Source organism: Thetidibacter halocola (genome assembly GCF_018224955.1).
GTDB classification, from domain to species: Bacteria; Pseudomonadota; Alphaproteobacteria; order Rhodobacterales; family Rhodobacteraceae; genus Thetidibacter; species Thetidibacter halocola.
Window position 1 is genome coordinate 252,606 of the sequence record NZ_JAGTUU010000004.1, and the last position, 11,580, is coordinate 264,185.

Consider the following 11,580-nt stretch of genomic DNA (forward strand, 5'->3'; position numbering starts at 1 on the left):
CCGCCCTTTGGGGCGGCCCGTTTCCGTTTGCAGCCGCTTCAGCCCCCCTCGCCCTGCCGTGAACAGCCCGCGCTCAACGCCTCCTTCATGGACAGCAGGTCCTGCAAGCCGCAATTGCCCCGCGCCAGGTCGTCCAGCGTGACCATGTCCAGTTCATGATAGAAGGCGTCCAGCGCCCGGACCACGAAACCGCGCAACCGGCAAACACTCGCCAGTGGGCAGGTGTTCGTCTCGGGGTCGAAACATTCGGCAAAGGGGATGTCCGCCTCGAACACGCGGAAAACCGCCCCGATCGAGATTCGGTTCGCCGGCCGTGCCAGCCGCAGGCCGCCGAAACGACCCCGCAAGGTTTCAAGATATCCCTCGGCCTGCAGGCTCTGCACCACGCGCGCGACATGGTTGACCGAGGCGTTGCAAGCCTCGGCGACATCCTGTGTGCGCACCAGCTTGCCATCGTTGACCGCGCAGAACATCAGCACCCGCGCCGCCAGGTTGGTTCGTGTCGTCAGCCGCATGATGCTTCCTTTCCGATTGGCTCTTATTCCGCATAAGGGATGCAGAATACCTTGATCCAGATCAGGTCGGAAGGCGAGTCATATCGCTAAATCTGCATGTCGAATGAAGGATAATCCGACATGCCCGACGCATCGCCCATCCCCTCGAACGCCCGCGCCTGTCGGATCGGGTCCGCCCTGTCGCTGGCGGCAGCCCTTGTCTGGCCGCTTCAGGCGGTGCCGGTGGCGCTGGTCCTGTCGGACCTGCTGGCCGGGCAGGCACCAGCACCGATCCTGTCGGCGGCGGTGGCCTTCTTCGCGCTGGGCGCGCTGCGGACGGCGCTCGGCAGCGCCGCGCAGCGCCTGCTCTCCGCCTGCGCCGAGGCGCAGATCGCGGCGCTGCGCGACGAGTTCGTGACGGTCGAGGCGCGCGCCGCCACGCCCTCTGCCCTCGGCGGGGCGGGCGCGATGGCGGCGCTGGCTTCCGACAAGCTCGAAATACTACGCGCCGCGATCCAGCGCTATCGCCCGGCGCGCTTGCGCGCAACGGTGATGCCGCTGGTCATTCTCGCCCTCTCGGCCTGGTTCAGCTGGGCAGTCGCGCTGGTGCTGCTGCTGGCCGGTCCGCTGATCCCGCTGTTCATGGCGCTTGTCGGCTGGGCGGCGCGCGAGGCCAGCGAACGGCAACTGGGCGAGATCGGACAGTTCAGCGATATCCTTGCCGACCGGCTGGCCGCCCTCTCCGACCTGACGCTGATCGGCGCCGGCGGGCCAGTGATCAACGGCTTTGCCGAAGCGTCGGACAGCCTGCGGCAGCGCACGATGGCCGTGTTGCGGATCGCTTTCCTGTCCTCGACCGTGCTGGAGCTTTTCGCGGCGCTGGGCGTGGCGATGGTGGCGGTCTGGGTCGGCTTTTCACTGCTCGGAGCGATCGGCTGGGGCAGTTGGGGCGCGCCCCTGACGCCCTTCGCCGGGCTCTACCTGCTGCTGCTTGCGCCCGATTTCTTCCAGCCATTGCGGGACGTGGCCGCCGCCTGGCATGACCGGGCCGGGGCCGATGCCGTGCAGGCCGAACTCGACGCATGGCGGGACGAAGATCGCCCGACCCTGCCCGGACAAGGGCTGCCCGCCATGCCGATGCCGACGACGACGATCCGCCTTCGTGGCCTGACCCTGCCCCGCGGCCCGCGTCTGCCCGATATCGACATCGCCCCGGGCGAGACGCTGGCACTGACCGGGCCCAGCGGTGTCGGCAAGACCACGCTGCTGCGCGTGATCGCAGGGCTGGAACGCCCTGCGGCTGGCGGCGTCTTGCTGGGTGAGACGCCGCTGGACGAGGGCACCGTCGACGCCTGGCGCGCCGGGATTGGCTGGATGCCCCAGGCGCCCTGGTTCCTGAATCGCTCGCTGCGGCACAATGTCGGGTTCGGCGCGCCGCTGCGGTCCGAGGTGCTGGAGCAAGCGAGGCTTGCGCCTGTTCTGGCCACGCTGCCGCAGGGCGACCTGACCACGCTGGGCGAGCGCGGGGCGGGCCTGTCCGGCGGCGAGTCGCGGCGCGTGTCACTGGCCCGCGCCCTGCATGGCGGCCCCTCGGTGCTGCTGGCGGACGAGCCGACCGCCGATCTGGACGCCACCACGGCCGAGGCGGTGATCGACGGGCTGATGGGCTTTGCCGCCTCGGGCGGCACGCTGATCGCCGCCACGCACGATCCCCGCCTGATCGCCCGGTTGGACCGCGCGTTGCGCCTTGTCCCCGCGCAGGAGGACACCGTATGAGGCCGCTTGTGTCCATCGCCACGCTGCTGCTGGCAGGCGAGCGCCGTGCCTTTGTCACCGGCCTTGCCCTGACGCTGACCGTGCTCGTCATGGGCGCCGCGCTGCTGGGCCTGTCGGGCTGGTTCATCACCGCAGCGGCGGCGGCAGGGCTGACCGGGCTCGGCATTCTGTTCAACGTCTTCGTGCCGTCGGCGCTGGTCCGCTTGCTGGCGCTGGGCCGCACTGCCGCGCGCTATGGCGAACGGATCTCGACCCATGACGCGACGCTGCGGGCGCTGTCGCGGCTGCGCGTCCGGCTGCTGGAGGGTCTGCTGCGCGCGCCCTATCGCCAGCTGGAACGCCTGCGCGCCAATGCCTTCCTCAACCGCGTGACGGCTGATGTCGAGGCGCTGGACGGCGTGCTGCTGCGGCTGATCCTGCCGGGTCTGGCGGGCCTGGCGGTGGTCGGGCTGACCGCACTGGCGCTGGCGCTGCTGGTGCACCCGGCGGTGGGGCTGGTCGTGGCCCTGGGCCAGGGCGTTCTGCCGACTCTGCTGTTCCTGATCGGGCAAGGGCGGGCAAGGCCTGTGTCGCGCCGGGCCGAGGCGGCCATGCAGGCGCTGCGCAGCCGCCTCATCGACCTTATCGCCGCGCGGTCCGACCTCGCCATGTTCGGCCAGTTGCCCGCCGCCATCTTCCATGTCAACGATGCCGCGATACGCCACGGCATGGCCCGCGCCGGGCTGGACCAGATCGAGCGGCGCACCGGGTTTGCACTGGACCTGACAGGAACCGCCGTCACCGCGCTGGCGCTGGCCATCGGCGGAAGCCTCGCGCAGGCGGGCGCGATCACGCCCGCGCAGGCCGCCATCGGCATCTTCGCCTCGCTGGCCCTAGGAGAGGCGACCGCCCCGATCCGCCGCGCCCTGCCCGAGATCGGCCGCATGGTGCAGGCCGCCAGCCGCATCACCCCGGCCGTGACAGCCGTCACGGCCCCCGCCACCGGCCGCGCGCCGACGGCAAGCCTGCTCCTGCGGCTGGAGGGCGTGACCGTCGTGCGTGACGGCGCCGAACGACCGCTGTTCGACCCGCTGAGCCTGGACGTCGCACCGGGCGAGACCGTGGCCCTGACCGGACCCAGCGGCAGCGGCAAGAGCACGCTTCTGCTGGTTGCGCGCGGCCTGCTGACGCCGGCCACTGGTCGCGTGACGCTGGGTGGCATGCTTCTGGCCGATGTCTCACCCGACTGGCTGCGCGACCACGTCGCGATGGTGCCGCAGCGCCAAGCGCTGATCGCGGGCAGCGTGGCCGAGAACCTGCGCCTTGCCGCGCCGGGGGCGGACGAAACGACGCTCTGGCAGGCGCTGCGGGCTGTCCAACTGGCCGACACGATAACAGCGCGCGGCGGGCTTTCCCTGCGGCTTGGCTTTCGCGGCACGGGCCTGTCGGGCGGCGAGGGGCGGCGTCTGGCGCTGGCGCGTGCGCTGCTGTGCAAGCCGGACCTCCTGCTGCTGGACGAACCGACCGAGGGTCTTGATGGCCCCACGGCCACACAGGTCCTGCACGGGCTACGCGCCGCCCTGCCCGGCGCCGCGATCCTGATGGCCGCGCACCGCCCCGAAGAGATCGCCCTTGCCGACCGCAGCCTGAGCCTGCGGCCCGTTGCAGGGCCCGACAAAAATAATTCGCATCCATGATGCGGGTTTGATTCAGATCAACAACACCTTCCGAATCTCGAATATAAAAGCCAGAAATCCACATCCTAGATGCGGAATATTCTCTGACCAAGGAGGCGAAAATGGAGATCGGACTGGTCGAGCTGTCGCGCATGCAATTCGCGATGACCGCCATGTATCACTTTCTCTTTGTGCCGCTGACGCTGGGCCTGTCGATCCTCGTCGCGATCATGGAGACCGTCTATGTCATGACGAACCGCCCCATCTGGCGCCAGATGACCAAGTTCTGGGGCACGCTGTTCGGCATCAACTTTGTCCTGGGCGTCGCCACGGGCATCACGATGGAGTTCCAGTTCGGCATGAACTGGAGCTACTACAGCCACTATGTCGGCGACATCTTCGGTGCGCCGCTGGCGATCGAAGGGCTGATGGCCTTCTTTCTCGAGGCGACCTTTGTCGGCCTGTTCTTCTTCGGCTGGGACAAGCTGACCAAGGTGCAGCACGCCGTCGTCGCCTGGCTGGTGGCCATCGGCTCGAACTTTTCGGCGCTGTGGATCCTTATCGCCAACGGCTGGATGCAGAACCCGGTTGGTGCGGAGTTCAACCCCGACACGATGCGGATGGAAATGACCTCGTTCTTCGACGTGGTCTTCAACGAGGTGGCGCAGGCGAAGTTCGTGCACACAGTCTCGGCAGGCTATGTCACGGCCTCGGTGTTCGTGCTCGGCGTTTCGGCGCTGTATCTGCTGCAGGACCGGCACAAGGACCTCGCCCGCCGCTCCATCGCCGTCGCATCGGCCTTTGGCCTCGCCTCGGCGCTGTCGGTGGTCGTGCTGGGCGACGAGTCGGGCTATTCCGCCAGCCACACGCAAAAGATGAAGCTGGCCGCGATCGAGGCCATGTGGGAGACCCACCCCGCCCCGGCGCCATTCACCGCCATCGGCTTTCCCGACCAGGAGGCGCGCGAGACGCATTACGCGGTGGAAATTCCCTGGGTCATGGGCCTGATCGGCACCCGCTCTCTGACTCATGAGGTTCCCGGCATCAATGACCTGGTCGCCGAGGCAGAGGACCTGATCCGCGAGGGCCTGATCGCCTATGACGCGCTGATGACGATCCGTGAGCAGCGCGACGCGACCCCACCCGAGGTCCGCGCGACCTTCGAGGCGCATTCCGACGCGCTGGGCTATGCCTTCCTGCTGAAGCGCTACGTGGACGATCCGCGCGACGCCACGGACACCCAGATCGCCATGGCGGCCGACGATACGGTTCCCGGCGTGGCGCCTCTGTTCTGGGCCTTCCGGGTCATGGTCGGGCTGGGCTTCAGCTTTATCGCAGTCATGCTGTATTTCTTCTGGCGGGCCAATTTTCGAAACATGCAGTTCCCTCGCTGGTCGCTTTACGCTGCCGTGGCGATCATCCCGACGCCCTGGCTTGCCGCAGAGCTGGGCTGGTTCGTGGCCGAGTTCGGCCGCCAGCCCTGGACCGTGGATGGCGTCCTGCCCACCGCGCTGTCGGCCTCGCATCTCAGCATCGCGGACCTGCTGATCACGCTGGCGGGCTTCGTCACCTTCTACTCGGTCCTGTTCGTGATCGAGATGAGCCTGATGGTGAAATACATCCGCAAGGGCCCCTTCCTCGACGTGGCCGAGACGCAGGACTGGCAGGCCCGCCACGAAGGCCGCCTGCGCGGCGACACCGGCGCCCCCATCGCAACCCTTGCGGAGTGAATGAGATGATCCTTTACGAACTGATCGACTACGACACGCTCCGTGTCATCTGGTGGGCGCTGCTGGGCATCCTGCTGATCGGCTTTGCGCTGACCGACGGGTTCGACATGGGCGTGGGCGCGCTGCTGCCCTTCGTCGCCAGGACCGACGTGGAGCGCCGCGTCGCCATCAACACGGTGGGGCCGGTCTGGGAAGGCAACCAGGTGTGGTTCATCCTCGGCGGCGGCGCGATCTTTGCCGCTTGGCCGCCGCTGTATGCGGTCAGCTTCTCGGGCTTTTACCTGGCGATGTTCGTGGTCCTTGCGGCCTTCATCGTCCGCCCGGTGGCGTTCAAGTATCGCTCCAAGCGCGATGGCGCGGCGTGGCGCACAGGCTGGGACTGGGCGCTGTTCGCGGGCGGCGCGGTGCCGGCGCTGCTGTTCGGCGTGGCGGTAGGCAATGTCCTGCTGGGTGTTCCCTTCCACCTGACGGACGACCTGATGCCGATGTATGACGGGTCGTTCCTGACCAAGTTCGTCGGCCTCCTGCGCCCCTTCGCCCTGCTGGCCGGTGTCGTGTCCTTCTCGATGCTGCTCATGCACGGCGCGGCCTGGCTGAGCCTGAAATCCGAAGGCAAGGTCGCCGAGCGCGCCCGCGCCATCGGCGCCACGGCAGGTCTGGTCGCGGCCGCCGCCTATGCGCTGGCGGGTGTCTGGCTGGCGCTGGGGATCGACGGGTTCTCGCTGGCCGGAGAGGTCGCCGCGAACGGGCCGTCCAACCCGCTTTACAACCCCGTGACGCATGGCGGCAGCTGGCTGTCGGCCTATGCCGCGCGGCCCTGGATCGCGATCGCCCCGCTGATGGGTTTCGCGGGCATCCTGATGGCGGTGCGCGGTCTCAAGGCCGGGCGCGAGGTCTCGACCCTGCTGTGGTCCAAGATGGGCATCCTCGGGATCATCTCGAGCGTGGGGCTGACGATGTTCCCCTTCATCCTGCCCTCGACCGTTGATCCGGACAGCTCGCTGACGGTCTGGGATGCCTCCAGTTCGCACCAGACGCTGTTCATCATGCTGGTCGTCACGCTGATCTTCATGCCCCTGATACTCGCCTACACCTCGTGGGTCTACACAGTGCTCTGGGGCAAGGTCACCGAGGCCGACGTCACCGAAAACCCCCACACCGTCTACTGAGAAAGGACCGAAAACATGTGGTATTTCGCCTGGCTTCTCGGCCTCCCGCTTGCCGCGCTCCTGGCCGTGCTGAACGCCATCTGGCTGGAACTGCGCACCGATGCCTGCTTCGCCGACGAGGGCGACTGCCCGGTGGGCGAGCATCATCACTGACGAGACAGGCCGCGCCGCCCATCGTCCCGGCGGCCGGTCTTCCCCGCCGGGGCGGGCATCCCCCTCCCGCCCGCCCCGGTTCCCTGAATTCCCGAAACGGAGAACACCGATGAAACGCACGATCGCAGCCGTCCTCACGGCCCTCGCCCTGGCCAGCCCCGCCCTGGCCGAAGCCCCGGACACGCTGGTCACCATTCTGACCGCGCCCGAGGCGCAGACCCAGCTGATGGCGATGGTCCTCGCCTCGCAGGCCGCCCAGCAAGGCGCCACGCCGCATATCCTGCTTTGCGGCCCCGCGGGCGACCTCGCGCTGAAAGAGGCGCCCGCCTCGGCCACCGCGCCGCAGCCGCCCATGGGCATGAGCCCGCAGGGTCTGCTGATGAAAATCATGGAGATCCCGGGCGCGCGGGTCGAGGTGTGCGCCATCTACCTGCCCGGCCGGGGTGCCCAGCCGTCGATCCTGCTGGACGGCGTGACCGTCGCCAAGCCGGCCGACATGGCCGCGGCGATGATCGCACCCGGCGCACGGATCGCCAGTTACTGACCGCAAGACCCGCGCAGGCCGAGACTTGCGCGGGCATCAGACGCCAACGCCGCACCGGCACCTCGCGGAGGAGACCATGACGACACAGACCCCAAAGACAGCCGCGACCCGGCGGCAGTTCCTGACCCTCGCCGCGGGTGGTGCGGCGCTGGCAACCGGCGCGCAGTTGCGCCCGGCGCAGGCGCAGACAGAGACCCGCGCCCGCATCGTCATCATCGGCGCGGGCGCCGGTGGGACCGCCTTGGCCAACCGCCTCGTGCGGCGGCTTGACGGTGCTGCGATCACCCTGATCGACCCGCGCAAGGAACACCTGTATCAGCCCGGCTTGTCGCTGGTCGCCGCAGGGCTGAAACCGCAGGATTACGTCGTCTCGCAGACGACCGACTGGCTGCCGCGCGGCGTGACCCTGATCCAGGAGGCCGCCGCTGCCATCGACCCCGAGGCAAGGACAGTCTCGACCGCGGGTGGCCAGACGCTGGAATACGATTTTCTCGTGCTGGCCCCCGGCCTGATCCTTGACCATGACGCGATCCAGGGCTTCTCGCTCGACATGGTGGGCAAGGACGGGATCGGCGCGCTTTACGCCGGGCCGCAATACGCCGCCGCAACCTGGCAGGCCGCGCAGGGTTTCATCGAGAAAGGCGGTGTGGGCCTGTTCACCCGCCCCGCGACCGAGATGAAATGCGCGGGCGCCCCGCTCAAGCACACCTTCCTGATCGAGGACCTCGCCCGCGAGGCCGGAACGCGCGGCAGGATGGACATTTCCTACATGGCGAACAACGACAGCCTCTTCGGCGTGCCCATCGTGTCGGAAAAGGTGCGGATGCTGTTCGGCGACCGGGGCATCGCGCCCTGCTATTCGCACGTGCTGACCGCCATCGATCCGGGCCGCAAGGTTGCAACCTTCACCTCGCCCGAGGGCCCCGTTGAACGCGACTACGACTACATCCACGTCATCCCGCCGCAGCGTGCCCCCGAGGTGATCCGGCAATCCGGCCTCAGCTGGGCCGACAAGTGGACGGACCAGGGCTGGGTCGAATGCGACAAGGCCACGCTGCGCCATCTGCGCTACGACACGATCTGGGCCTTGGGCGACGTGGCGGGCGTGCCCAAGGGAAAGACCGCAGCATCCGTGAAATGGCAGGTGCCGGTGGTCGAAGACGGCATCCTCGCCGCCATCGAGGGGCGCGAGGTGCGGGAATCCTACAACGGCTACACCTCCTGCCCGATGATCACCCGTGTCGGCCGCGCCATGCTGGTCGAGTTCGACTACAACAACAATCTCGTGCCCTCCTTCCCCGGCGTGATCGCGCCGCTGGAGGAGTTGTGGATCAGCTGGTTGATGAAGGAAGTGGCGCTGAAGGCCACCTACAACGCCATGCTGCGCGGCCGGGCCTGAGGAGGACAAGACATGAAGGACCTGACATTTGGCACCATCCTCGCCGTGTTCGAGGAAATCTTCGGCCGCTGGCTGTTCTGGGGCATGGTCGCGGCGGCGGCCGTGGTGACGCTGGCCTATCTCTATATCCTGATCCGCGACCACAGCATCAGCTGGCGCAAGTTCCTGCTGGCACAGGTGTCGATGCCGGTGGGGGCCGTGGCGGCGGTGTGGTTCGTCATGATGATGACCCATTCCAGACTGTCGAACATCGGCGGGCCGGTGGACGTGATCGTGCTGCTGGCCGTCGCGGCGGCGGGGGCGGTGGGGATCGCGATCCTCGTCTATACCGCGCAGTCCCTGCTCTGGCCGATGCGTTCGGACGAGCGCGCCCGGGACTGAGCCCATCGCATTTCGCAGGATCGGGCCCGGCGCCGCCACGCGCCGGGCCCGGATCTGCGCGGTGCCTGCCTTGACACCCCGCGACCCAGCGTCTCTAGTTTCCGAACCCGTCAATCCATTTCAACGAGATGCCATTATGACCGACGAGACCCCCGACAGCGCGACTCCGGACAGCCAGCAGATGGACCCCGAGGTTGTGCGCAAGCTGGCGCAGTTGCGTTCGACCCTGCGCGAGAATTTCGGCACGGCCGTCATGGCGATGATGATGCTGCCGCGCTACAGCAACCAGATGCTGCGCGACCTGCAGCACCTCGTGCTCGACCCGATGCTGAAGGATCGCCTCGCCTTCGCCTATCCCGGCAAGACCGAGCAGAAACCCATGAGCGACCTGGCCGGTTTCGCCATCTGGGCCAGCGTGTCCGACGAGGTCGACAAGCAGATCCGCGAGCAGATCGCGGCGGGTGTCTTTCCCATCCGCCTCAAGCCCGAGGACTGGACGAGCGGCCAGATCAACTGGCTGCTTGACGTGATCGCGCCGGATCGCGCGACCGTGGGTTCGGTCATCGCCAATTTCCGGCAGGTGGCGAAACAGGGCGAATTGCGCCTGCACCCGCTTATCGCGCGGCTGGTCGATGCCGAGACGCTGAAAAAGATGGGCGCCCGCAAGAGCCCCTCGGAAACGGCGCAGGCCGAGGCGCCTCAGGCCTGAGCGGGTTGACGGCCGACCCGCGCGATCCAGGCGTCGTGGCTGTCCAGGGTGTCGACCTGCGCCCGCGTTTCCTGCGCCGTGGTCGCGATGAACCGGTGCAGGTCTACCTCTGACGCCGCATCGACCATCGGGTGCCAGGATCCGGGCCGCAGCCCCTGCCCCAGCATGACCTGCAACCAACTCGGAACGTCGAACAGCTCGGTGTTGAAACGCACGATGCGGCCCGTAGCGCGGAACAGGTCCATCTTGTCGCGCAGGCTGTCGGGGATGCTCATGGCCCGGCAATAGCGCCAGAACTCTGACTCATCACGCTCGGTCAAATGGTAGTGCAGGATCAGGAAATCGCGAATCGCGGTGAACTCGAAATCCATCTGGCGGTTGAACTCGTCGACCAGCGTCGGGTCGCAGCGCCGGTCGGGAAACAGTGCCAGAAGCCGCGCGATCCCCGCCTGTATCAGGTGGATCGAGGTGGATTCCAGCGGTTCGAGGAAGCCGCTCGCCAGTCCCAGGGCGATGACGTTGCGGTTCCAGATGCGCCGACGCTTGCCGGTGAGGAAACGCAGCGGGCGCGGATCGCCCAGCGGCTTGCCCGGCAGGTTGGCGCGCAAGGTTCGCAGCGCCGCCTCGTCGTCGGTGAAGCCGCTGGCATAGACATGGCCGTTGCCCGTGCGGTGCTGCAGGGGGATTTCCCATTGCCAGCCTGCCTCGCGGGCAGTCGAACGCGTGAACGGGTCCAGCCGTCCCCGCCCCTCGGAGGGCAGCGCCATCGCCCGGTCGCAGGGCAGCCAGTGCGACCAGTCCTCGTAGCCGGTTTCCAGCGCTTGCTCGGTCAGGACACCGCGAAAGCCCGAGCAATCAACGAACAGGTCGCCCTCGACCGCTGTGCCGCCCTCCATCTCCAACGCCGTCACGAACCCGGTTTCGGGGTGCAGGCGCCAGCCTTGAACGGTCGCGTCCAGCCGCGCAACGCCGCGCGCCTCGGCATAGCTTCGCAGGAAACCGGCATAGAGTGCCGCGTCGAAATGATAGGCCGAGGCGGGCAGGCGCGCGGGTTTGCCCGCTGCTGCGCCATAGCGCCCCTCGCGCGCGGCGAGAGCGTTGGGACTGAATTCCTCGATGTCCGGCGCGCCGCCCTGCGCATGATGGCGCAGCCAGTAATGGTGGAAGGGCACCAGACCGATCTGCCGGCCCACGTCTCCGAAACCGTGGAAATAGCGTGTGCCGGCGCGCTGCCAGCCGATGAACTCGATCCCCAGCTTGATCGTGCCGCGTGTGGCGCTCAGGAAATCGCGCTCGTCGATCTTCAACCCGCTGTTGAACAGGCGGATCTGCGGGATCGTCGCCTCGCCCACGCCAACCGTGCCGATGGCGCCGGATTCGATAAGGGTGATCGCCAGTGTCCGACCGAAGTATTCCGACAGCGCGGCGGCGGCCATCCAGCCGGCGGTGCCGCCGCCGAGGATGACAACGCGCATGGGGTCTTTGTGCAAGGTCTCCATCAGCGCAGGCTAACACGGGCGCCGGGCAAATCCAGTCTTCGCCGCGCCGGGCGATGTGCCAGACTGCGGTT

Annotated in this window: 11 protein-coding genes; 9 read left to right on the forward strand and 2 right to left on the reverse strand. The window is 67.8% G+C overall.

The window, feature by feature from the left end; all coding sequences use genetic code 11:
• Nucleotides 1-38 precede the first annotated feature (38 nt).
• A complete protein-coding gene (locus tag KB874_RS11140; protein WP_212536657.1) occupies nt 39-515 on the reverse strand; it encodes an RrF2 family transcriptional regulator in 477 nt (158 codons plus the stop codon).
• A gap of 120 nt (nt 516-635) precedes the next feature.
• On the opposite strand from KB874_RS11140, the gene KB874_RS11145 reads away from it, so the two are divergent.
• From KB874_RS11145 to KB874_RS11185, 9 genes are all read left to right on the forward strand, one after another.
• Nucleotides 636-2,270 carry an ABC transporter ATP-binding protein/permease gene (locus KB874_RS11145; RefSeq protein ID WP_212536658.1) on the forward strand — a complete coding sequence of 545 codons (1,635 nt, stop codon included), beginning with the start codon at nt 636-638 and terminating at the stop codon, nt 2,268-2,270.
• On the forward strand, nt 2,267-3,946 hold the full coding sequence (locus tag KB874_RS11150; RefSeq protein WP_212536659.1) for an amino acid ABC transporter ATP-binding/permease protein: 1,680 nt from the start codon (nt 2,267-2,269) through the stop codon (nt 3,944-3,946). Before KB874_RS11145 ends, KB874_RS11150 begins: the two co-directional genes overlap by 4 nt.
• Before the next feature lie 101 nt (nt 3,947-4,047).
• Nucleotides 4,048-5,655 (forward strand): cytochrome ubiquinol oxidase subunit I, encoded by a 1,608-nt coding sequence (locus KB874_RS11155; protein WP_212536660.1) that lies wholly within the window; start codon nt 4,048-4,050, stop codon nt 5,653-5,655.
• A gap of 5 nt (nt 5,656-5,660) precedes the next feature.
• Nucleotides 5,661-6,824: a cytochrome d ubiquinol oxidase subunit II gene (cydB, locus tag KB874_RS11160; RefSeq protein WP_212536661.1), complete on the forward strand. Its 1,164-nt coding sequence runs from the start codon at nt 5,661-5,663 to the stop codon at nt 6,822-6,824.
• Nucleotides 6,825-6,839: 15 nt separating this feature from the next.
• On the forward strand, nt 6,840-6,977 hold the full coding sequence (cydX, locus tag KB874_RS11165; protein WP_212536662.1) for a cytochrome bd-I oxidase subunit CydX: 138 nt from the start codon (nt 6,840-6,842) through the stop codon (nt 6,975-6,977).
• A gap of 109 nt (nt 6,978-7,086) precedes the next feature.
• Nucleotides 7,087-7,521: a DsrE family protein gene (locus KB874_RS11170; RefSeq protein WP_212536663.1), complete on the forward strand. Its 435-nt coding sequence runs from the start codon at nt 7,087-7,089 to the stop codon at nt 7,519-7,521.
• Between the two features lie 76 nt (nt 7,522-7,597).
• Nucleotides 7,598-8,920, forward strand: a complete 1,323-nt coding sequence (locus tag KB874_RS11175; RefSeq protein ID WP_212536664.1) for an NAD(P)/FAD-dependent oxidoreductase — start codon at nt 7,598-7,600, stop codon at nt 8,918-8,920.
• Nucleotides 8,921-8,932: 12 nt separating this feature from the next.
• Entirely contained in the window at nt 8,933-9,301 is a 369-nt protein-coding gene (locus KB874_RS11180; RefSeq protein ID WP_212536665.1) for a DUF5368 domain-containing protein, read from the forward strand.
• A 136-nt stretch (nt 9,302-9,437) separates the two neighbouring features.
• Nucleotides 9,438-10,010 (forward strand): toxin-activating lysine-acyltransferase, encoded by a 573-nt coding sequence (locus KB874_RS11185; RefSeq protein ID WP_212536666.1) that lies wholly within the window; start codon nt 9,438-9,440, stop codon nt 10,008-10,010.
• Here KB874_RS11185 and KB874_RS11190 read toward each other — a convergent pair.
• Nucleotides 10,001-11,485: a tryptophan halogenase family protein gene (locus KB874_RS11190; RefSeq protein ID WP_212536667.1), complete on the reverse strand. Its 1,485-nt coding sequence runs from the start codon at nt 11,483-11,485 to the stop codon at nt 10,001-10,003. The two genes, KB874_RS11185 and KB874_RS11190, sit on opposite strands and share 10 nt — an antisense overlap.
• Nucleotides 11,486-11,580: the final 95 nt, after the last annotated feature.